Raw genomic sequence first — 23550 nt, 5'->3', positions numbered from 1 at the left:
TTTTAGTTTTAAGTGTAACATAGTTATAGTTTACGCTACTAATAAGCATCAACCAACCACAACGTGAGTAAAGAATTAGAGCATTCATTTGTAACTGAACTTGAGAACAATCAGAATATTGTTCACAAGATTTGTACGCTGTACACAAATGATAGCGATGCCCATAATGATTTATTCCAAGAAATTACCATTCAACTTTGGAAAGCATATCCAAAATTTAGAGGTGATGCTAAATTTAGCACATGGATGTATCGTGTGGCATTAAATACAGCGATAACGCTATATAGAAAATCTAAAAAAAGCGTAAGAACAATTGATTATGATTCGGTAATATTTAAAATAAAAGCCGACGAATATGATGCAACAGAAGAACAACAGCTAAAATTAATGTACAAAGCCGTAAAGCAATTAAATGACATTGACAAGGCCTTAGTATTTCTGTATTTAGAAGATAAAAACTATACCGAAATTTCTGAGACATTAGGTATCTCTGAAGTAAATGCAAGAGTTAAGATGAATAGGATCAAGACAAAATTAAGAACCATACTTAATCCATAAGAGTATATAATGATGGATGAACTAGAATTATTAAAAAGAGATTGGCAAAAGAAGGACGTAGCACACCCAAAATTGACCTATGACGAGATCTATAAAATGCTATGGAAGAAATCTTCTTCTATTGTAAAGTGGATTTTTGTGATCAGTATTTTAGAATTTGTTTTACCACACCTTCTCTACCTACTGCCATCTACAAAAAACAATATAGACCTTTTTGGCACCACTGGTTTTGACAACTATTTCATAGGATTTTCTGTGTTTTATTATGCTGTAGTATGTTATTTTATCTATCAATTCTACCGTAGATACAAAGAGATTTCTGCCCTTGACAATGCGAAACACTTGATGTCTAAAATATTAAAAACACGAAGAACAGTGAAGTATTATATTATCTTCTCTTTAACTATGGTGTTGATCATGATCGCTATGTTTATGCTTGGTATTTACTTAAACAATGACTTTTCTGCGCTTATAACCAATATGAGTACGGATGTAAAAAATATAAACCCAAGTGAAATAAAAAGAACCTTAATTATTACTATTGGAATATTTGGACTTATTATGGTAGCATTAATGGGAGTCGTATATTTTTTACTTTACGGATTACTTTTAAGAAAGCTAAACAAGAATTATGCAGAACTTAAAAAATTAGAAATTTAAACACGCCATTTACGTTGTTTGTTTTCTTCATCTAAAGCTGCTAAATCTTTTGCAGAAAGAACTTTTAAGAATGATGGATGCTGTTCAATAGCATATTCTAGTTTCTCGATAATTGCGTCGAAAGACTCATTTTCATAATCAATATCTAAAGGTTCTTTAATAACCATAGATTGAAGAATTCCTTTCTTTTTAACACGCAATCCTTTTTTATCAAAAGAGCGTCTAAAACCATCAATAACGACTGGAACTACTATAGGTCTGTATTTTTTAATAATATGCGCAGTACCTTTTCTTAGAGGTTTCCACGGTGTTGTTGTTCCTTGAGGAAAGGTTATGACCCAGCCATCATCAAGCGCTTTACCAATATTGGAGATATCGCTCATTTTAACCTGCCTATTAATATCTTTACCTTCTGCTCTCCAGGTACGTTCTACACTTATAGATCCTGCATAGGCTAAAATTTTAGTCAGCAGACTTTTCTTCATAGTCTCCGCTGCCGCAACATAATACATGTTTAATTTAGGGTTCCAGATGTAACCAATATTTTTGATATTATTATCTCGCCCACTTAAACTTGCATTGAACACATGAAACATAGCAACAACATCTGCAAAATAGGTCTGGTGATTACTAACAAACAGCACATTAGTTTCTGGTAAGCTGCGGAGAATATCTGCACCTTCTATTTCTAATGTATTGAATCCTTTGTACCTTCTATGAGAAAGTAGCGCTAAAATACGAATCAACCATTTCTTAATAAATAAATTATGTCCAAAAGGATTTTTCTTAAATAGGGGCATCGTAGTTCGTTTAGTACCTACAAAATTACAAAATAAGCGTTATAGTACTTGCTTTAATAACTCTTTTACTTCACTCAACATCATTGCAGTAGCTCCCCAAACCGTGTAACCATTTAATTTAAAGGCAGGTACATCAATATTTTTTGCATAGGATGTTGTTAAATTTTGATTAAAAATAGCTCCGTCATCCATAAAATCTTGCAAAGAAACTTCTACAAGTGCAGCAACTTCTCTTTCTTGAAGAATAAACGGACTTGGATTTTTATACAATCCTATATAGGGTTGTACTTCAAAATTACTAGGAGGTATATATAATTCTGTAAGTGATTTTATAACTTCTACTTGCGCTGGAGGCACACCTACTTCTTCATGCGTTTCTCTTAACGCCGTTTGCAATAAGTCTGCATCAAATTTCTCTGCCTTTCCTCCAGGAAAGCCAATTTGATTAGAATGAACACCTTTATAAGTTTTCCTAAGAATTAATAAGAGCGTAGTTTCTTCTTTTTTAGGATAGAAAAGTGACATTACCGCTGCTTTACGAGCATTTTTTGATGCCTTTTCTATTTTCTGTAATTCGTTAATACGAATTTCTGGCGCCATTTTATAGTGCGAATCGACCCCTGGAAGCGGTAGATTTTTTATTTTTGAAATCCGTTTAGAAAAATCCTCAAAATTCATGGTACAAAAACAGTTCTATTTTTTAGCCTTTAGTATACTTCTTATGGCTTCTTCTTGTAAAGATACGCCAACAAAAACAACTCCGAAAACTTCAACTACGGAGATTAAAAAAGATTCGACTACTGAAATCTCTAAAAAAGAAGAACCTGAAAAATTTGTTTTGGATGAAGAAAATGCAATTCCGTTTTTCTTTGAATATTCAAAAACATTAAAAGAGGATAAGGTAAAAATAACGACTAATCTTGGTAGTTTTACGATTCAACTCTATGACGATGTGCCTTATCATAAAGCTAATTTTATCTATTTAACGAAAAAAGGATATTTTAATTCTACCTACTTTCATCGTGTGGTAAAGAATTTTATTATTCAAGGAGGCAATTCTGATAATATAGAAACAGGTAGAAAGCGTGGCGAAATAGGTAGGTATTTATTACCCCCAGACACCAAAAAAGGATACAAACACCATCGAGGTACTATTTCTATGCCTAGTAGTGAATTAGACAATCCACATAAACTAGCATCCCCATTTGAGTTCTTTATCGTGGTTACAAAGCCAGGGTCCTATCATTTAGATGATACTTATACACCTTTTGGTAAAGTTATTGAAGGTATGGATGTGGTTGATTTAATTAACAGCCAACCTGTAGAACAAGGTGATTGGCCAGTACAGAATATTCATATTCTTAAGGCTGAAGCTTTTTAAGGTCAAGATGAAAGTTCAAAAAAAAAAATGGTTTGAATCGGTTTATCTATTCATGAACTGACACGCTCTTCACTTTCATTTTATACAAACGTATGCTATTCTTTAGCCAGTTCTGCTGTCGTAGAACCGGCCCAACGAATACTTTTTCATCTAAAACGTGTTAGTTTGCACCTAAGAATTTAAACTTCCTTTGGTGTTTTATAGATATTAGGCAACGTAATCTTAAATAAAACGGCTAATAAACGCACTGTAATAACGATAATAATACCACCCACATAAGGGTAGGCATCTTTCAGTGGTAGTTTTTCTAATAAAAAGTAACCAATTCCGCCTAAAATACAAGCGGTAGCATATACTTCCTTTCTAAAAATTACCGGAATTTCATTACATAAAATATCGCGTATAACCCCGCCAAAACTTGCCGTTATGGTTCCTAAACCTACACACATAATTGGATGAAGACCTATCGCTACTCCTTTTTGAATACCCACCATTGTATACAAACCTATTCCAATAGTATCAAACAAAAACAAAGACTTTCGAAGGTATTTTAACTGGCTTCTAAAAATAACAGCACCAAATACAGTTCCTAAAATGGTAGCTAGATAAACAATATCTTCCAACCAGATTACGGGTGTACTTCCGATAAGAATATCACGCAAAGTACCCCCACCAACGGCGGTAACGAAAGCGATGATAAAAACTCCAAAAATATCTAGCTTTTTATCCATGGCCATCATAACGCCAGAAATAGAAAAGGCTATAATCCCTAAAATATCAATAGTAAAATAAAACATATGCTAATCTTGTGTGTAATAACTATAATCTTTAATAACAATATCTACAAATTCTATAGCCATAAGATCTGTGGTAATTACAGCTACTTTTTTAATTTTCTTACTTAACTCTACAATTACATTGTGGTCTCCTTTTCTACGTGCATCATCATACATTTGTTTAATCGTTTGCATTTCTCGGTCACTAAACACGGTTACTTGCGGAAATCTTGGCGCATAATCTTCTGGTAATTCTCTAAGAACAGTATCTCTAATACTTATTCTTTTTTTCTCACTGATTACCGTGGTACCAGCTGCCATATCTCCTACTCGCTGTCCGTTTCCTCTAAGTAATATGGTTAATACAGCTACCCCTCCAGAACTTAATGATATATCCAAAATTCGCAATATCCATCGCACAAAATAATTTGCAAATGTAGGGTTTGATCCGTCTAGTTTTACTACCCTAATTTTCAAAGCACTTTTTCCTACCGTTTTACCATTATTAAAGGTTTCTAACAACAAATAATACAAAAAAGGGGGCAATGAAAATAACATATACATCGCCCAAGAATCTCCTCCATCCAAATTTAAGGAGACCATAAGTATAATTACAATAATATAATACGCAACGATTATGAGCGTATCGATCAAAAACGCCAACATTCGATCGCCTAAATGTGCTGTATTTTGACTAATACTTATATTTTGAGCGGTTTCTATTTGAAATTGTTCCATATTTTACTTTCTTTGGATAAATACCCAAGGTTAATGCGCGAGGCTGCTTTCGTTAAACAAAATAAAGACAAATGGACAACTTTTGAAAATGTCCTTGCAAAGAAAACAGAAATAAATCCTGACGAACTTTCTGACCTTTATATTGAAATTACCGATCATTTAAGTTATGCCAAGACATTCTACCCACAAAGCAACACTGAATTTTTTCTGAATGCACTCGCTGGGCAAGCCCATAGGCAAATCTATAAAACAAAACGAGAATCTAAGAACCGTATTGTACGTTTTTGGAAAACAGAATTTCCGACCATGTTTTACCACCATCAAAGAGAACTTTTAATTGCTTTTCTCTTTTTTGGTTTTTTTGTGGCTGTTGGCGTTTTTTCTGCCGCAAATGAAGGAGATTTTGTCCGTTCTATTTTAGGCGATAATTATGTAAATATGACCTTGGATAATATTGAAAATAATGACCCCATGAAGGTGTACAAAGAACAGGGAGAATTTAACATGTTCCTTGGTATTACCATCAACAATATTCGTGTAGCACTAATGGCCTTTGTTTACGGAGTTTTACTAGGAATAGGCACCTTATATATATTACTCAGCAATGGGTTGATGTTAGGGTCTTTTCAGTATTTCTTTTTTGAAAAAGGTTTGGGGTGGGAATCCGTAAGAACCATTTGGATTCATGGTACTATAGAAATTTCTGTTATTATTATTGCTGGATGTGCAGGATTGGTTTTAGCCAATGGTATGTTGTTTCCAGGGACTTACCCAAGAATAGACTCTTTTAAAACTGGAGTGCTCAACGGTTTAAAAATTGTAGTAAGCACTATTCCGTTTTTTATCATTGCAGGTTTTCTAGAAGGTTTTGTTACGAGACATACCGAAATGCCCGATTGGTTAGCTATTTTCATCATCTTTACTTCATTATCATTAATCGTTTTTTATTATATTATTTACCCAATTCAACTTCATAAAAAAAACCAAATACATGAAAATTCAACACATAGAATTTAAGAAAAAACGAGAGCTAGGCGATATTTTGTCCGATACTTTTGCTTTTTTACGCATCCAATTTAAACCTTTCTTTACTACCTTCTTTAAGATTGTAGGTCCTTATTTGGCCGTATTTTTAATTAGCTATGGTTTCTATTTTTCTAGTTTCTCTTCTTTATTAGATTTTAATGCAAATGCTAATTTTAATTCTAATCCTCTTAATGCATTTTCTAGTATCAATTTTATTCTTGCAGTAATTGCTTTACTATTTTCTGGAATAGCAACCTATGTACTTTCACAAGCCACTACGCTATATTATATACAATCTTATGCAGAAAATAACGGCGTTATTAACGAAACTGAGATAAGAAAAAACGTGTATAAAAATTTCTGGAGCTTCATAGGTCTAGGTATTTTAGTTATTTTATCTGTAGGGATCGCCTTAATATTTTGCTGTATTCCTGGAATATTTTTATACGTACCACTTTCTTTGAGTTTTGCTATTATGGTCTATAGCAAAAGAAGTGCTACTGATTCCTTTGGGTATAGTTTTGATTTGGTTAAAGAACACTGGTGGATGACTTTTGCTACTATTTTCGTAGTAGGGCTTATCGTTACATTTGCCTCCTACGCTTTTAGCATCCCTGCCGTTATATACCAATATTTTAAGTTGGGTATTTTTTCTGGAGAAATGGATGCAGAAAATATGGATGTAAACTTTGTAGACCCCATTTATATTGTTCTAAATTTAATTTCTACGCTTGCGCAATTCTTATTTAATATTATATCACTCGTTGCTATTGCTTTTATTTATTTCAACCTTAATGAAATAAAAAATAATGAAGGAACTATGGAACGTATTCAAAAATTAGGAGGAGATTTAGATTCGTAATTTATATGAAGCTACTCCTATTCATTTTTTTCGCTACAACTTGTCTTTTGATGCCCTTACAAGCACAGCAGGACACTCTTGTGGTGCGCTATGATGATTCACAATTAAGTACTCAAGAGATTACTGAAGACGACTTGAGTGCGTATAAAGATGATGCTGCGTTTAACTACGAAGAGAAGATAAAAGAACCAACTTGGCTTGATGATGTTTGGGCGTGGTTTCAAAATATTATTACCCGAATATTTGAATGGATTTTTGGTATTGATGCTGCTGTAGGACCCTTATCTTTTTTTCTAAGACTACTTCCTTATTTGCTTATCGTTTTTTTAATCTTTATACTCATTCGCTTTTTTATAAATGCAAACTTAAGGAGTCAACAGAATACTACTACAAACGGGAATATCGTTGGGTTGTCTGATGAAGAAAATATTATCAAAAATGAAAATATTGATGATCTTATCGCAAATGCCGTTGCTAATAAAGACTACCGCTTAGCCATTCGATACTCCTATTTAATGATTTTAAAGCTACTTACCGAAAAAGATATTATAGCATGGGAATTACAAAAAACAAATTCTGATTATCTTAATGAGATAAATAAAGAGCACTTAAAAACACCTTTTAAAGCTAGTACCCGTCTTTATGAATATATCTGGTATGGCGATTTTACGATAGATGAAACCAAGTATCAAAAAGCAGCAATGGCTTTTTCCACGCTTAAAAAAAACATCCATGAAAATTCGTAAAAAAAGTATTATTTACATCATCATAGGTGCACTTACTTTCGCACTAATATTGTACTTAGAATATAACAAAAAAGAAGCGCTCAACTGGTTTCCATCTTATGTGGCACAGCATAAAATTCCCTATGGTACAAAGGTCCTAAATGATATTTTTGAAAAGAAATTTACGACAACTTTACCTGTCTCCGTGCCTCCTTTTGAGTTTCTAAAAGAGATAGATACTAAAGAAAATACGTATGTATTTATCAATAATTCCGTTTCATTTTCAAAAACAGAATTAGAAACACTTTTAGATTGGACCACTCAAGGAAACACCCTATTTATTGCGTCTTCAAATTTTGAAAAAGAATTGTTAGACACGCTACATTTAGAAACCAAGAGTCTTTATGGTGATGAGGGCTTAGAACATCAGTTTCAACACCGCTTAGTGAACCCTCAATTAAATTCGAAAATAAAATATCAATATAAGAAAAGTTATAGCACTATGTATTTTAGCCAATTAGATACGCTAAATACTATTGTGATTGGTGAGGTTTCTAATGCATCAGGCAACGGAACAGATTTTGAAACACACCCAAATGTTATCCAACAAAAATTTGGTAAGGGGAATATAATACTAACCACCTTCCCTATCGCTTTTACCAATTATTTTATTTTAAAAGACAACAACCGGAATTACACTGCAGGACTATTATCCTATTTAAATAACGAAAATCCTATTTATATCGATGCATATTATAAGAGTGGTAAAAAATTCTACTCCTCCCCTATGTATATCTTTTTAAATACAAAAGAATTAAAATGGGCGTATTATATGATTCTTATAGGGGCCTTAGTTTATGTGTTGTTTGAAGGCAAGCGTAAACAAAGAGCAGTGCCTATTGTAAAACCATTACAAAACCAGACTTTAGCATTTACGAGAACCATAGCAGAAATGTATTATGAAAAAGGAGATCGTAAATCTATTGCGCATCATAAAATAGCCTTCTTTCTAGAATATATTCGGTCTCACTTTTATTTGAATACGTTAGAGGTTAATGAAGACTTTTTTCAAAATCTCGCAGCAAGAACACATCATGAAGCGTATGAAATTAAAGACTTATTTTCAATATTCAGTAGTCTAAAGCATAAAGAACATATAACAGACGCAGAATTAATAAAGTTGAATACTGCGATAGAAAATTTTAAAGCAAACGCCCATGGAAAATAACGAAACAAATACAAGCGATTTAAATTTTGATAATAGAATACCCTTAGAAGATTTAAAAAATGCGGTAGATGCTATAAAAGCAGAATTAGCCAAAGTAATCATTGGTCAAGAAAATTTTATAGAACTGCTTATTGTTTCTCTTTTGGTAGATGGGCATGTATTGATTGAAGGTGTTCCCGGAATTGCAAAAACGGTTACCGCAAAACTTTTTGCCAAAACTTTAAAAACCAATTTTAGTCGCATCCAGTTTACACCAGATTTAATGCCTAGTGATATTTTGGGCACCTCTATCTTCAACGTAAAAACAGCTGAATTTGAGTTTAAAAAAGGGCCTATTTTTTCTAATATCGTGTTGATAGATGAAATAAACCGTGCTCCTGCTAAAACGCAAGCGGCCATGTTTGAGATCATGGAAGAAATACAAGTAACTATGGATGGTACCACCTATAAAATAGATGCCCCGTTTATGGTTCTAGCAACTCAAAACCCAATTGAGCAAGAAGGTACATACGCCCTACCAGAAGCACAATTAGACCGCTTTTTATTCAAAATTAAAGTAGAATACCCTACGTTAGAAGAAGAAGTGAAAATTATACAAACACATCATGAACGTAAAGGAAGCAAACCACAAGGATTAATTAACGCTGTAATTACACCAACGCAATTAATAGATTTTAAACAAAAGATTCAAGAGATTGTAGTTGAAGAAAAAATTATAAAATATATCGCTGAAGTAATTTCTAAAACCCGTAACCACCCACATTTGTATTTAGGAGGTTCTCCAAGAGCTAGTATTGCTACTTTAAATGCAGCCAAAGCTTTTGCTGCCATTGATGGGCGTGATTTTGTAATTCCAAATGATATTAAAAGAGCCTTAGTTCCTGTTTTAAATCACCGTGTTATTCTAACTCCAGAACGTGAAATGGAAGGTATGAGTACCGATAGTGTGATAAAAATGATCATGGAATCTGTAGAGATACCTCGGTAGTTGATGGTTGATGGTTGATGGTTGATGGTTGATGGTTGATGGTTGATGGTTGATGGTTGATGGTTGATGGTTGATGGTTGATGGTTGATGGTTGATGGTAAGTTCAAAAAAAAAGGCTTAAAAACCAAAACTAACTACTGTTTTTAAACAGTAAAGAATTAGAGTTAATAAAAAGCAAATGAAATTTTTAAAATCGTTTTACATACATAATTCCTTTTTTAGGTATATCGCTATTTTATCAGCGTTATTTATTGTGTCGTACTGGGTAAAATGGCTTTATCCTATTGCTTGGATAACAACCTTCTTATTATTAGCTACATTTTTCTTAGACCTCTTTTTGGTATACAGTACAAAAAAAGGCATAGAAGCTAGCAGAATAACCCCTCAGAAATTATCCAATAGCGATCACAACACCATCACCTTAAATTTTAGAAGTTTTTATCCTTTTAAAGTCCTTATCAGTATAATAGACGAATTGCCAGTGCAGTTTCAAAAAAGAGATTTTGACTATACGACTACACTACTCAAAGGAGATAAAAAACAATATGACTATACCGTACGTCCTGTAGACCGTGGGGAATATGTTTTTGGAAATTTAAATATTTTTGTTTCTTCCCATCTAAAAATGGTAAAGCGCAGGTATCTATTTCAGAAAGATGAAATGGTACCTGTGTACCCAAGTATTATTCAAATGCAACAGTATGATTTCCTTGCAATGAGTAATAATCTAACGGAATTTGGACTTAAAAAAATTCGCAGAATTGGGCACACCCAAGAGTTTGAACAGATTAAAGAATATATTGCTGGTGATGATTTTAGAACTATAAATTGGAAAGCTACTGCGAAAAGAAGTCAGCTTATGGTAAACCAATACCAAGATGAAAAATCGCAGCCTATCTATTCTATTATAGATACTGGAAGGGTTATGAAAATGCCTTTTAATGAACTTAAATTAGTAGATTATGCTATAAATTCTACCTTAGCTTTTTCTAATGTTGCTTTAAAAAAGAACGACAAAACAGGCATGATTTCCTTCTCTAAAAAGATTGAAACTTTTCTACCTGCTGTACAAAAAATCACGTATTTAAATACCATTTTAGAAAAACTATATAACGTAACTACAGCCTTTACAGATTCTGATTTTGGCTTGCTCTACGCACATATCAAAAGAAAAGTAAACCACAGAAGTCTACTCTTATTATATACCAATTTTGAACATATTTCTGCCATGCGCAGACAGCTTCCATTTTTAACCGCTATTGCTAAAAAACATGTCTTAGTGGTCATCTTTTTTGAGAACACAGAACTAAAAGAACTTATAGAAACCAATGCAGAAGACATTCAAAGTATATATCATAAGACTATTGCTGAAAAATTTTCTTTAGAAAAACGATTAATGCAGAAAGAACTGCAACAATATGGCATACAAACCATACTTACAAAACCAGAAAACCTTACCATAAACACCATCAATAAGTACTTAGAGATAAAAGCTAGAGGGCTGTTATAACCAACATTCTGATGACTATAAAGACCGATTATCTATGCCTTAGAAGAGTTTAAAATCTACTTTATCGATAGAAAATAGTTTTAAAATTGAGGATATTAATTATTTAGCTTTATTTTTAGAACTTACTAATGAATACCTACCACCATGAAAAACACCCTTTTTATCCTATTACTTTTAATTGTGTCTACCCTACAAGCACAAGAAACCTATTTGATGTGGAACGATGTAGACACCCAAAGATTCGGAAAAGAAACAATTTTTAAGTCAGATGAAAAACCGCTAGAGGGAGCTTATAAAATTGCAGAAAATAGTGGTGCCTACACGCAAGCTACTTTTAAAAACGGAAAAATGGTAGGTACTAAGAAAGATTTTGATTTCACTGGGAAATTAGAACAAGAAATTACCTTTAATGAGAATGGGCAAGCAAACGGCAAAAGCACATCTTACTACTCCAATGGTAAAGTATATGAAGATTTCATGTATAAAAATGGCCTCAAAGATGGCGAATGGAAAACCTACACGAATAAAGGCGTTCTTCAAAAAATAGAATCTTACAGTAGTGATTTAAAGAATGGTAAATGGGTAGCACACCTCAAGGATGCCAGTACCGGAACAAAACTTGTAGAAACATCTTATTATAAAGATAATGAAGCCACGGGCAAATGGAATCAAAAAACAGAAGACGGCCGTTTAATTTGGGAAAAAAATTACTCTGATGCTAAAGAGTATTCTAAAAAGGAATATTTCTCTAATGGGAAATTAAAATCTGAAGAACTTTACAAAGACAATAAATTAGATGGTACTTGTAAATACTATAGCTCTGCAGGAATCATCCTCAGTGAGAAAAAATATGACGCTAGTTATTTAAAAAATCTAGTTAATTTTTATGCTAACGGTACTAAAAAAGAAATCGCAGATTCTAAAGATGGTCACCGTAATGGTGCTTACCAACTCTATTCTGAAGATGGAATACTTATTCTTGAAGGACAGTTTACCATGGGCTATAAATCTGGTGAATGGAAAAGTTATACAGATGATAAAATGCTAAAAGACATGTACACTTTTGAGGATAGTAGAAGAAAAGGTCCAGCGAAGACGTATAATGCTGCTGGTAAAGTTGAAAGTGAAGGTGAGTATCTGAACCATGAAAAAACGGGTCTATGGAAATACTATAAGCTTAACGGAAAGATTTCTAAAGAAACAGAATATAAAAATGGAAATGTTGTTTCCGAGAAAAAATACAATTAAGACAAAAAAAAACAACCACTAAGTAAAATAATAAGAACACTTAGTGGTTATTTTTTGCTTTAAAAATACTAAAGCAAGCTAATTGTAAGTTATCTAAAAATAGCTATGGAATATTTAGAAAAAGTAGATTGGCCTTTTATTTGGAGTATAGTAAGAGATACCGTAATTCCACATTCAGGCACATTAATTTTTAACACCCTCTTATTTCTATTCCTAGGCTTTGCTATTTCACTGACCTACTCTATCGTCATTGCAAAGAAAAAACTACTCAAAAGAAAACCAAAATATTATAACTGGGCTGTAAAATTATACATCCCTATAATCATACTATCTTTCTTATATATTTTTGGACAAATAGGTCTTATCCGTGGCATTTATAAATGCTTAGAAAAAGAGAAAACAAACATTGTTTCTGGAATTTACACGAACACCTTAGGTTTTGCCTTTGAAACCGAAGAAGCTAAAAATAATTTCATTGGCGAAATACAAGCCACTGCCATAGATACCAAAGACCGGTCTGATGAGTTTATATTTCAATTGAGAAAAGAATCAAAAAACCATAACTCTGGCTATTCGCTCATAGATTCAGGGAAAAATAAAATAGCTGATTATTTAATTACAAAATACGGTACAGATATTTACAAAGCAGGAGTGTATGCCATGCTTAATTTTGCAATTGCCCATGCAGCGCATACCAATATGGATGAAGTGATTACTTATGGTGACTTTAGTGCGGCAATGGATTTCTTAATGTCTGTAGGTCATAAAGATATTGAGCAAGTTGTTTTAGAAAAACTAAACGATTGGTTTACTTCTTTGCTAGACAACCAATACAGCGCTATTATCAAGCCCTTATATATGTTGGCACTTCTCGTGCTACTTTTCCCTATTACTGAGTTTTTCATTTACAAGAAATGGGTAGAGCCTAAGCTCCTTGAAAAGGAACTAGCTGCGGCAGAAACCCAAGAAAACTCTCCAGAAAGCACGATTAATTAAGAGTTGAGAACCCATAATTAAGATAGTGGTTTGGTGCTTTTTTAAAGAGTTTGTGTAATTTTATAAGGTCGAAAATCCATATAATATATTTAATATTCTCAAAAAAAAACATCTAAATAACCAATATGAATATCTCATATCAGTACAGCCAGGTTTCTAGCTTAAAAAAAACAGAAAAAGAAAGTAGACTTTTTCTAGCTCATTTTAATGAAGAATACTCGCAAGCTGAAACACCTTGTTTCTTTTGGGGCAAGCTTAATAACCCATACCTAGTAGCAAGAAGTTTGCTTACACTTTCTAAAGTTGTTGCCGCCAACTATATGCCTTTAGGCAGTTCTTTAAGAGATCCTGTAATTACTGCCGGTGGTAATAAATTGAGATTAGAAGCCTTTTCATCTTGTTGTAGTGTTTATGCAAAAGTAGATTTACTGCCCGCTTCTTTAGATGGTGATTTTTTACAGCAAGGCACCACAAACGTAGATTTTAATACTGAAATGATTTCTGCTTTAAGTAAAATCAGAAAAAATGAAGAAGTATTTTTTTCTATCGGAGAAAAAGATTTTGTGCTGCAAAAAGATAATAATAGCGTCGTAGAAAAAAAAGTCTCTTTACCCTTACGGTGGATAAAAGGTATGGCAACCGTTCAAATTTTAGCTTCAGAATTAACGCCATTTTTAAAACTAGATAAACTCCAAATTCAATTACTTTTTAGAAGCGTACCAAAAGGAAACATCAATGACGATTATCATTTAAGTCTAAGAGGTAGAAGACCAAATCTATCACCGGTTAAATCGCCTAAGAGTATCTGTATTGGTGGTGTACATCGATTAAGGTTACTTGACGGATTGGTAAACCTAGCCGATTCGTTAACCATATACGCTATGGAAACAGAAAATGCCACGGCATTTGAGTTTCAAATGAAAAATATGCGTTTTACACTTATGCTTTCTAGAAGTTTTTGGCGAGGTTTTTCGGGCGAAGGCACCGTATTAAGTTACTTAGTAGATGATGTACCCGATACTTGGTTAGACAAATTAGATAACTATGCCAAAATACATGAAGAATTTAGCTTAAAAGACAATCACTTACAAGAGCTAAGTACAACAGATTTTAAAAATGTTGCCACTAGGCTGGCTTCTATGGGCTTACTTGGTTTTGACCTTACTGACCAAGTTTATTATTATAGAAAGCTGCCTTTTAAAATGAACAGGATCGAAAGCTTAAACCCTAGGTATAAAAATGCTTTAAAAATCATTAATAAAGGTGACTACAAATGGCTAGTAAAAAATAAAGAGATTGAGGTCAAAGGCAGTGGTCATTATCATAAAGTAGTATTATCGAAAGAGAAGTCTAAATGCACCTGTACCTGGTATGCCAGCCACCAAAATGAAAGAGGAGATTGTAAGCATATTTTAGTGGGTAAAATCTTAAAGAATAAGGAGCAAACAGAAATTGAAAAAATAATAGAAGAACTAGAATTATGAGCGGAGTAATAAAGATGTTTGAAGAAAAACTCGCCAAAGAAGAAATCACAGGAATTAAGAAATGGTTTTTAGGTTACGAATGGGAGGATAGAAAAATTTTCATTGAGCATTTAAAACAATATGATGAAGTAAAAAGAAAAACACTTTCTCAGGTTCAAAATACAATGATTTCTTTATTAAATTTCAGCTCTCAGGGGGTTTTAAATTTAACTAAAATAGACCTTGATGTTTCTGTCTTAAGTGATATTGAAATCGACGAAGTTTTATCTTTTTATGACTTACAAAAACCAGAAAGCAGGTATAAAGAGATTAAGGCAGATATAGCAAGCCCTGAAAGTTTTCTCACATACATACCTTACACGGTTATTAAAGCTTTATTTGAGAAGAAAAAAGTACCTTTTGATAGGCAAATTTTTGTAGCCTGCTTAATTCGTTTTAATGTTTGGCACAAATCTCATTTTACAGAAAAATTAAAACCTGAAGCTGCCGAAAAGGTAGACCGTATTTTTCCGAAAGATCAGTTTACCTTAGATATTTTAATGGCTGTTTTTGAAATGGAACTTGGTGTTGATGGCGCTTTTTATTTAGAACGCGATTTAAATATTGGTGCTATTATTTTAAAATTAGTAAATGACGGCACATTAGATAAAGGCAAAGTTCAGCAGAAAATATTTGAAGCATTCAACAACCCTACGCTAAAACAAAGCACTCAATCTTGGGTTAAAAACGTTTACGTCGGACTCAAATTTACTAAAGAAGAAAATCTGGCTTGTCAAGCACAATTCATAGAATTACTGCATAATGATATAAATTTAATCAGCAATTTCAGTCTTAAAATATTAAAACAAATTTCTACTGATAAAACTTTCGATTGGTCTTATTTTATCGACTCTTTAGATGGTATCGTGTATCGCAAAAAGTTTAATGGCGGATTAAGACTTGCACTGGGCATGCTTTATAAAAAGCTTCAGAAAGACAAAACTCTTTTAGAAAAAACGTGTATAAATTTAGTCCCCATATTTGTTCAAGAAGAAGCTAGTATTCAAGAAGAAGCTGTTAAAGTGTTTAGCTTATTAGAAAATAACAACGAGGTTTTAAGTGAAGCTTTAGAGCCTTTTATAAGTACCATGCACAGCGAAACAAAATCTGCCTTGGCATTTCTATTATCTAGCGAAGATTTAGCATTAGAGATTCCCTATGAAAAATATAAACAAGAAAAATACACTCCCCTACCTAGTTCTGCGCTTCAAAAATTAGAATATATAGCCACTGAAGACGATTTTATATTTCTATGTACCAAAGTGCTAAAAAGTCAAGATGCCTTAGATTATGAATTATTTCTAGAAGGACTTTTACGCTTTTACCATATAAAGGACACGCAGAAAAAGGCTTTAGGCTCTGCTCTAAAAATGGCAAAGAGAATGACAGAGAGCATGCATATCGAAGCTACTGCTAGAGAAGGTGTTCATCATATTTTTGTAGCCAAACTAATCTGTATTTGGCTAGATCCTGAAGAAGTAACCATTGAAGAAGAAATAAAAAACTGGAAAACCCAAAAAGGGACAGGTAAATATTTACATGACTATACCGAGGTTAGATTCTTGACCTTTTATAGGTTATTGGGGCGCTTGTCATTTATAGCAAAAACCATTAGAGAAGATAAAGATATAGTACTTTTTAGTACCCCAACACATACAAATGGATCAATAGATATCAATGTCTTTTTTGAAAGACTTTATGTATACGAGCAAAACAAAATATCTATAAATGAAACTGATTTTAATATTGCATTAAACCGACTAAATAGGTGGTCTGAGTATAATAAGCCTCAAGAAAACAAATCTGAGTATAGAGATATACTGAACTATATTTTAGATAAAAAAGCAACTTTTGACCCTAAAAAAATAAAGAATTTAGAAAATAGCTGGTTCACTGCCTTTGTCATCAAAAACCAATCTAAAAGCCCAGAAGCCATAGACTTTTTCTTAACAAAAAAAGCAAAATGGTGGACGGCAGAAGCTAAAGATCTCTTTAAATTCGGAATGCGATATTCTGACAGTAGCAGCTATAAATGGGCTAACATAACATTTGACTTAGCATACACTAGAGATGATGAAACAGTGGTTGACGTAAATCATTTTTCTTATTACTTATTAAATTATGAATACATAATTGCAGATGTATCACATTGGTTTCTTAAAGACCGCTATTACCAAGAACCTCTATACCTCTCGTTGATACTGAACAACTACAGATTTCTTTCTGAGATGGAAGCACGTGAAAGTAAATCTACCATGGCAGCACTGCTTGAGAGTATAAAAAACCCAATTCCACTTGAACAAAACGGAATGATGTTTCTATGCTTAAGTCTTTTTGCAGGGAATACCACAGTAAGAAATACTGCATTAGAATGGCTACTAGAATTGATTGAAGCGGACTATTTGGACCTACCGCTATTTTCTAAATTCGTTACTCAAATGCTATGTAATGAGCATCATCCTTTCCCAATTAAAAGAGTCAGCGAACAGTTTGAACAATTGCACCAAATGGGCGGAAAATATGTAGCTGTTCTTCACCATACACTTCAAGAAATTTTAGCGCATATAGATCCTGAAAACCTACCAAAAAGTTTTAAAAACATTTTACATTTCTACTATGAAATCTTAAAATCTACTGGCTCAGAAATTCCAGAAAAAATAAAAGAAAAATTAGAAGCTATGTCAGATAAGAATGCAGTAAAAAAAGAGGTTAAAAAGATATTAGCAGTTTAGTAATTATCAGAAACGATAGCAATAAACGATACTAGCTAAGGGTTTTTCCCAAAGGTCTGTATGTTTTGTTTTGTGGTCTCACTTTATTTTAAACTACACATAAAGCTCGGAATTAAAACAAAAAAATGACTGAAAATTTAATCCAGAATTTTTCGTTCTTAATTAACAATACCAACTAAAGATTTAAAATTAGCTCTAATTTCAATAAAAAAAATGGCCATTGACCCTATCTATTCCACCGCTTTTATTCTAGCTACCTCCATATTTACTATTCTAGTTGTAAAGAGACTCGGTTCCCAAAGTGGTTGTATTACCTATGGCTATATAGGCTTAATTTTATTTAGTATTAATATTTTTTTTATCTTCTCAGGGAGTATTTTCATAAGTACGCTCAAAGACACCTTTACTGTATTAGTATCTGGCGAAAATTACACCGCAACGGTTAGTAGTTACTCTAAAGAAGAAGTTTATGATTCTGACGAGGATAAATATGAAACAATGTACACCCCAACAGTAAGCTTTACTACCAAATATGGTCAGACTATTGAAAGAGAACTGGACTTCTCCACCACAAATTTAGAGCTTGGAGATGCCTATAAAATCAATTACAACAAATTAGATGATAAGGTCATTACTCTAGGGTTTATGTTATTTATTAAACTAGCAGGAACTTTTATTTTCTGCTTTATTTTTTCCTTCCTATTTATTGGTGAACTACTCTTTGCTTTTAACAAAAACATGGATACATACTATTCTATCGTAAAAAAAGCAGGCTTCTATTTCTTCTTGCCTTTTTTAATGATTGGTTTTGATGCGCTGCTTATTTATGGCCTTTTAAATGGAAATGAGGTTCCTTTTTGGGTATCTCTCGTGTTAGTTTTTTTTATCGTTGTACTTACTTTAGCCATCGTTGGATACTTAAAAACGACCTACGCAAAAGGGGTTCCTGTTATGGTACAGGTAGCTCCCAATAGATGGGTTGGAGATTGGAAAGAAGAAGAAGAAGAAGAAGAATCTATTGATTCCTATAGTTCGGATTAAAAACAAATTGAAAACTCAAAAGATTTCTCGATACAACTTATTTCTCTACCACCGTTTTTAAAAAACCCGTTTGAAGTAATAAGTGTTTTATAACAAAACTAGTAGTCTGTTCTAGCGTTTAAGAGGTAAAATGAAAGTTACAAACCACTAATGTTAGTAACAAGTAACTGTATTTACTAAAAATCAGAAACAAGAATAGAAAATAACAGTTATTTTTATCCAGAATACCGTTTTGTTCTAATAATTAAACCAAATACCAAAGATAAAAAGCACTATGGAAAATATCACAAATGATCTAATTAATTACTTCCAAAACAGTACTGAAGCTACACAACAAATCTTATTTCTTTCAGAGGTGGAACATCCTATTTGGGATGATTACTTAAAGATAATTGAAATAGCAAACAAACAAATACTTGAGCCTTTAGGTCTTATTCCTAATGAGCACATTTTAGCGTTTATTGGAGTACATGCAAAAACGCTTATTACCGGAAAAAGAGATAGTGTAGGTTTTTTAATTACCAACTTTAGAGTTTTATCACAAACAGATATGCCAGGCTTGTTAAAAGCAGAAAAGGCAGCAGTCAATTTTTTCACTCAGACGAATTTACCAGAAGAAATAAATACAAACGTCTGGAAAAATTTTCTAATTAAGAATAAATTATCAGTACCAGAAGAACAATTAAATGCAATGCAAGCTGCTTTAAAAAATGTTTTAAGCATTGCCCTACCGCAACTTCAAAAACTAAATTATCTTCCAGAAAAGATTATAAAAACGTCTAATATTAAAGAACGGATTAAAGAATTAGAACTAGAAGATGTTTTAAAAAGTTACGTAGAAAATGAAAAGAAAATGAGGAAATTTTCTGAAAAACATAGTGTTTCTGACATAAAATTTGGAATGGTTGACAAACCTTTATTTGGGGGCGCTTATGGTTTAGTTCTTACTCCAAAAGGTATCACAAGTCGTGACTTAATGCAAGATAGTGTTACTTCTACTTGGGATGCAATTCGCTCCAATTTAGCAACTGTTACTGATAAGAAAGATGTCATTAATGCAGGAAAAGAAAACCACATAATTCCTCCCTATTATGCTGAATTTGTAGCACCCTTGATTATTTTAATTAATGAAATCGCTAATGGAGAGGTGGTGATCTAAAAAATATTGTGTTTATAAACCATTATTAAACACTAAACCCTACCGCAATACGTTCTATTTTCTCAATATACTTTTTATCGAACAAAGAATTTATGTCTAGACCGATGAAAAGTAAAACATACGTACAAAAAAATTAATATGTATAAAATAAATGCATTAGCTTATTTAGGACTAGCACTCAATGCTTTAATTTTAGCCTACACAGGGTTTTCAGAGCACTATAGTATGCTTTTTATACCAACACTTATAGCCTATCTCTTTTGTATTGCGGGTATTGTTTTAATGATTTTAAACAAAACCAAAGTAGGAAGTATCATTTTTTATATTGGAAGCGTCTTATTTATACCGTTAGGAATGGTAGGAATAATGGGCGTCAAAAAAACAGTCAACGATTTAGAAGAAATTAAATTTAATAAAGAAAACTATGGATAAAATAACTGAAGAAATAGAATTAAGCTCTAAAGCAAAAAACAAATCCTTTATGTTAGGAGGAATTTTCCTTGTGGGAACATTAATTATTTCTGCTATGACAAAAACGTTGGTTCTAATGCCATTAATTTTTGGGATACTTTTTATTGTTATTGGTTTTTTAAATATGAATATAAAAGCATTTAAATTTTATGAAAAACACTTAGTTTTTCAGGCTGGCTTTATTAATAAAAAAATGGTTTTATATAAAGATTTAGAAGGTTACAATATTGAGAAACGAAAAATAATTATCCATTATAAAGAAGCGGGCAAATTAAAGTCGCTTAAGCTCTTAAAAGAAATCATTGCAGATGAAGATATTACTGTCTTACAAAGAAAGCTAGATTTATTGCTAAAAAAGTAACTTTATTACAAAATATGCCTAGCTTGGTTTTTATGGCGTAATTGGTACCTAAAGAGTTAAATTAGTAGTTAATCTAAATAGGATCTTATAGAAAATATTGAGTTGTGTTCTATATTCATTTTCAGTAACGCCCCCTCTTTTGCATAGTTTCTTATTAAATAGTAATGAGTGAATAGTATTACCCTTAAAAATATTGAATTCCGTGACATTGTCTTCCCTGCTTTAGTGCTTTTTATTTTCTTTGGATTGTATAGCACGTATAAAGGTGAGGCTTCGCTCCTAGAAAACAAAAGCATTACGCGAGGAAAGCTTACTGAAGTATCTTACGGTGAAGGTGGCTCTTTTGACTATCGATTTTATGTTAACGGCATACTATATGAGGCTAGTGATCCGGATGACGCTGGATGGCCCGATTATGTTAGAACTGCAAATCCTATAATTAATGGTTTTTACAACGTAGCCTATGACCGAAAAGATCCTTCTAATTCAAAAATAATAATTGATGGTTTCCCAAAACATGAATCTGAACTTTTAGCGTATGCAGACACTATAAGTGCTAAAGTAACTAAGGTATTTCCCGTATCTGATAGCTACGCCGACTTATATATTAAGTACACGTTTAAACGTAATGAATTTTCTTTTAGAACCAGAATTCATAAAGACAGTCTCCCCTGTGGAAGTTTAGGAGAATGTAAAGAAGCTACAATAGCACTTATTGTTGCCAAACAATATCCCGAAATAAGCAATTTGTATATACAAAGTTATGACAGACGTGCCATGAGAAAAGACAAATTGAATAAAATGCAGCAATATTAAAAGTAGATACCTGCCTTTTTTTCTATCTTTTTCTATATTTACTAAATAGCTATAATTCATAGGCTAAGCATAAAAACAATACATGACTAAAATACTTGGTTTCATGACGTTTCTATTCATTTTCTCGCATAGTGCAACAGCACAAAAAAACAGTTATTCATTAGAAGAGGCGCTACAAACTCCGGAACGTATTGAGTATTTAGATTTATCTTCTAAAAACTTAACGGAAATACCTAGCAGTATTGGAGCGTTAATACATCTTAAAACGCTAGATATAAGCAATAATCTGTTAACCCAACTACCAGAAGAAATAGGTAATTTAAAACATTTGGAAAAACTAGTTGCCAATAAAAATAAACTCACCCAACTACCAGAATTTATTTTAAATTTAAAAGAGTTAAAGGACCTAAGATTAGATAAAAACCAGATTTCAACGCTCCCTAAGAAAATTGATAAGTTAGCTAAACTTGAAAAATTAACTTTAAGAGACAACCGGTTAAGCGTACTTCCTAAATCATTTTATAATCTTCTAAACTTAAAAGAGTTAGACCTAACAAGTAATACAATTACACAAATCTCTAAGGATATCTCAAAGCTACAGAGCTTAACGGTCTTACAATTACAATTTAATCCGTTAAAAGAATTGCCAGAAAAAGTAGGCAATTTAGCTTCATTAGAAACACTTTGGCTTAATAAAACGGAGCTTTCTTCATTGCCACATTCCATAGGAAAATTATCTAATTTAAAAGATTTAAGCGCTGGGTATAATCATTTAAAAAGTATTCCTGCTACGATAACAGCACTTAAAAACCTTGAATCATTGAGCTTAGAAAAAAATTTAATTTCTAGCTTGCCAGCCGATATTGGTAACTTGACAAAACTGAAACGTTTAAATTTAAACACCAATAAACTTACGAGTATACCTGCCTCTTTGGGTAATTTAAAGCTTAGCGCCTTATACCTGAAAGAAAACGATATTACAGAACTTCCAGAAGCTGTTATTGCGATGGGATGTTATGATGTTGAAAAAGACCCTCAAGTGTATTATCCTTCCAGAGCCGAATTAATGATAAAAGACCGAGAGCGATTAAAAGCCAAGAGAGAGAAAAAAGCAGCAGAACGTAGCCTAGAAGAAAAACAAGAGTATACTGAACTAGAAAGAATTCGCTTAGAGAAATTAAAGAAGGAAGAGAAGTTTCGTTTATACCATAATGTAGTAACAGATGCCCTTCGTATGCATGCGTATGAATTAAGCCAATTAGCGCCCTTTTCTTCAAATATAAAGTACAAAGAAATAGTCATCAGTTTAGAAGTAAATATTGATAGATATAACGTGTCTGAATATATTACACCCTTAAATTATCTTATGCATCTTTCAGAGATTCCTGATAATTTTAAAACCATACATTCTCTTTCAAACACAGAAATCATCAACTTTAAAAACATAAGTCACCTTGCTGCCCATGCTTTGGCAGACTCATATCTTTCTGCTAAAAACTACCCAAAAGCTATTGAATATTTAAATTTAGCTTTGGTTGATTATCCTTATCATTCCTTTAGTGGTACTACAGTGAACAAAGACCGCTTAAGGATTAGGACAGACCTTGCTAAAAGCTATTCTTCATTGAATACTAAAAATATAGCATTCCTCTATTTACTGGCAAATACTATCAATAGTTCTGGGTATGGCGATTATGACAAGCTTATAAAAGAATACGCAGTACATGAAGATAAAAAACAACTTAAAGAGGATATAGCTGTTGCTGCAGAAACCATTAAAATACATGATGATGGTTCTTATGACATTACGTTTAGAGGCAATACACATACTTTCTTTGATGGTCCCTATAAAAGTTCAAAAGCCGATATGAAAATAATATTAACATCTATTGCGTTAGAATAACTATAGTGGTTAGACTCGTTTCTAAACATTAAACAATTTATGTACTTT

23 protein-coding genes are annotated in these 23550 nt (G+C 32.5%); 19 read left to right on the top strand and 4 right to left on the bottom strand.

From position 1 onward, the window contains the following. Positions 1-63 precede the first annotated feature (63 nt). Together CELAL_RS14285 and CELAL_RS14280 are read left to right on the top strand one after the other, a co-directional pair. Entirely contained in the window at positions 64-558 is a 495-nt protein-coding gene (locus CELAL_RS14285; RefSeq protein ID WP_013551607.1) for an RNA polymerase sigma factor, read from the top strand. A 12-nt stretch (positions 559-570) separates the two neighbouring features. Further along, the gene (locus CELAL_RS14280) at positions 571-1218 is read left to right on the top strand and encodes a hypothetical protein (protein ID WP_013551606.1); all 648 of its coding nucleotides are present in this window, start codon (positions 571-573) and stop codon (positions 1216-1218) included. Here the strand turns inward: CELAL_RS14280 and CELAL_RS14275 are convergent. Further along, positions 1215-2018, bottom strand: coding sequence for a lysophospholipid acyltransferase family protein (locus CELAL_RS14275; RefSeq protein ID WP_013551605.1), 804 nt, complete (start codon positions 2016-2018; stop codon positions 1215-1217). The two genes, CELAL_RS14280 and CELAL_RS14275, sit on opposite strands and share 4 nt — an antisense overlap. A 39-nt stretch (positions 2019-2057) precedes the next feature. Then, entirely contained in the window at positions 2058-2696 is a 639-nt protein-coding gene (locus CELAL_RS14270) for an NUDIX hydrolase (RefSeq protein WP_013551604.1), read from the bottom strand. Here CELAL_RS14270 and CELAL_RS14265 point away from each other — a divergent pair. Then, positions 2695-3399 (top strand): peptidylprolyl isomerase, encoded by a 705-nt coding sequence (locus CELAL_RS14265; protein WP_041557743.1) that lies wholly within the window; start codon positions 2695-2697, stop codon positions 3397-3399. The genes CELAL_RS14270 and CELAL_RS14265 overlap by 2 nt on opposite strands. Positions 3400-3578: 179 nt before the next feature. On the opposite strand, the gene CELAL_RS14260 is transcribed toward CELAL_RS14265, so the two are convergent. Then, a complete protein-coding gene (locus CELAL_RS14260; protein WP_013551602.1) occupies positions 3579-4196 on the bottom strand; it encodes a trimeric intracellular cation channel family protein in 618 nt (205 codons plus the stop codon). 3 nt (positions 4197-4199) lie between these two features. Continuing rightward, positions 4200-4913 (bottom strand): RDD family protein, encoded by a 714-nt coding sequence (locus CELAL_RS14255; protein WP_013551601.1) that lies wholly within the window; start codon positions 4911-4913, stop codon positions 4200-4202. 33 nt (positions 4914-4946) lie between these two features. On the opposite strand from CELAL_RS14255, the gene CELAL_RS14250 reads away from it, so the two are divergent. From CELAL_RS14250 to CELAL_RS21570, 16 genes are all read left to right on the top strand, one after another. Then, positions 4947-5930, top strand: a complete 984-nt coding sequence (locus CELAL_RS14250) for a stage II sporulation protein M (protein WP_013551600.1) — start codon at positions 4947-4949, stop codon at positions 5928-5930. After that, positions 5905-6801 carry a hypothetical protein gene (locus tag CELAL_RS14245; protein WP_013551599.1) on the top strand — a complete coding sequence of 299 codons (897 nt, stop codon included), beginning with the start codon at positions 5905-5907 and terminating at the stop codon, positions 6799-6801. Before CELAL_RS14250 ends, CELAL_RS14245 begins: the two co-directional genes overlap by 26 nt. 50 nt (positions 6802-6851) lie before the next feature. Further along, on the top strand, positions 6852-7547 hold the full coding sequence (locus CELAL_RS14240) for a DUF4129 domain-containing protein (RefSeq protein ID WP_245529635.1): 696 nt from the start codon (positions 6852-6854) through the stop codon (positions 7545-7547). Next, positions 7534-8754, top strand: coding sequence for a DUF4350 domain-containing protein (locus CELAL_RS14235; protein ID WP_013551597.1), 1221 nt, complete (start codon positions 7534-7536; stop codon positions 8752-8754). The genes CELAL_RS14240 and CELAL_RS14235 overlap by 14 nt, the downstream gene beginning before the upstream one ends. Next, positions 8744-9742, top strand: coding sequence for an AAA family ATPase (locus CELAL_RS14230; protein ID WP_013551596.1), 999 nt, complete (start codon positions 8744-8746; stop codon positions 9740-9742). The genes CELAL_RS14235 and CELAL_RS14230 overlap by 11 nt, the downstream gene beginning before the upstream one ends. A gap of 178 nt (positions 9743-9920) precedes the next feature. Next, positions 9921-11252 carry a DUF58 domain-containing protein gene (locus CELAL_RS14225; protein ID WP_013551595.1) on the top strand — a complete coding sequence of 444 codons (1332 nt, stop codon included), beginning with the start codon at positions 9921-9923 and terminating at the stop codon, positions 11250-11252. Positions 11253-11396: 144 nt separating this feature from the next. Continuing rightward, complete coding sequence (locus CELAL_RS14220; RefSeq protein ID WP_013551594.1) at positions 11397-12500, top strand: toxin-antitoxin system YwqK family antitoxin; 1104 nt, start codon at positions 11397-11399, stop codon at positions 12498-12500. 105 nt (positions 12501-12605) lie between these two features. After that, entirely contained in the window at positions 12606-13496 is an 891-nt protein-coding gene (locus CELAL_RS14215; protein ID WP_013551593.1) for a hypothetical protein, read from the top strand. Positions 13497-13621: 125 nt separating this feature from the next. Next, entirely contained in the window at positions 13622-14980 is a 1359-nt protein-coding gene (locus CELAL_RS14210) for a hypothetical protein (protein WP_013551592.1), read from the top strand. Further along, positions 14977-17751 (top strand): DUF6493 family protein, encoded by a 2775-nt coding sequence (locus CELAL_RS14205; RefSeq protein ID WP_013551591.1) that lies wholly within the window; start codon positions 14977-14979, stop codon positions 17749-17751. Before CELAL_RS14210 ends, CELAL_RS14205 begins: the two co-directional genes overlap by 4 nt. A 213-nt stretch (positions 17752-17964) precedes the next feature. Then, positions 17965-18792, top strand: coding sequence for a hypothetical protein (locus tag CELAL_RS14200; protein WP_013551590.1), 828 nt, complete (start codon positions 17965-17967; stop codon positions 18790-18792). A gap of 274 nt (positions 18793-19066) precedes the next feature. Next, a complete protein-coding gene (locus CELAL_RS14195) occupies positions 19067-19951 on the top strand; it encodes a hypothetical protein (RefSeq protein WP_013551589.1) in 885 nt (294 codons plus the stop codon). A gap of 138 nt (positions 19952-20089) precedes the next feature. Further along, positions 20090-20383 (top strand): hypothetical protein, encoded by a 294-nt coding sequence (locus tag CELAL_RS14190; RefSeq protein ID WP_013551588.1) that lies wholly within the window; start codon positions 20090-20092, stop codon positions 20381-20383. Continuing rightward, positions 20376-20783: a hypothetical protein gene (locus CELAL_RS14185; protein ID WP_013551587.1), complete on the top strand. Its 408-nt coding sequence runs from the start codon at positions 20376-20378 to the stop codon at positions 20781-20783. The genes CELAL_RS14190 and CELAL_RS14185 overlap by 8 nt, the downstream gene beginning before the upstream one ends. Before the next feature lie 168 nt (positions 20784-20951). Beyond that, a complete protein-coding gene (locus CELAL_RS14180) occupies positions 20952-21599 on the top strand; it encodes a hypothetical protein (RefSeq protein WP_013551586.1) in 648 nt (215 codons plus the stop codon). An 82-nt stretch (positions 21600-21681) separates the two neighbouring features. Continuing rightward, positions 21682-23502, top strand: a complete 1821-nt coding sequence (locus tag CELAL_RS21570) for a leucine-rich repeat domain-containing protein (protein ID WP_013551585.1) — start codon at positions 21682-21684, stop codon at positions 23500-23502. The last annotated feature ends 48 nt before the right edge of the window (positions 23503-23550 follow it).

It is taken from the genome of Cellulophaga algicola DSM 14237 (assembly GCF_000186265.1).
Taxonomy (GTDB): Bacteria; Bacteroidota; Bacteroidia; order Flavobacteriales; family Flavobacteriaceae; genus Cellulophaga; species Cellulophaga algicola.
This window is presented reverse-complemented; position numbering and strand designations above follow the sequence as displayed.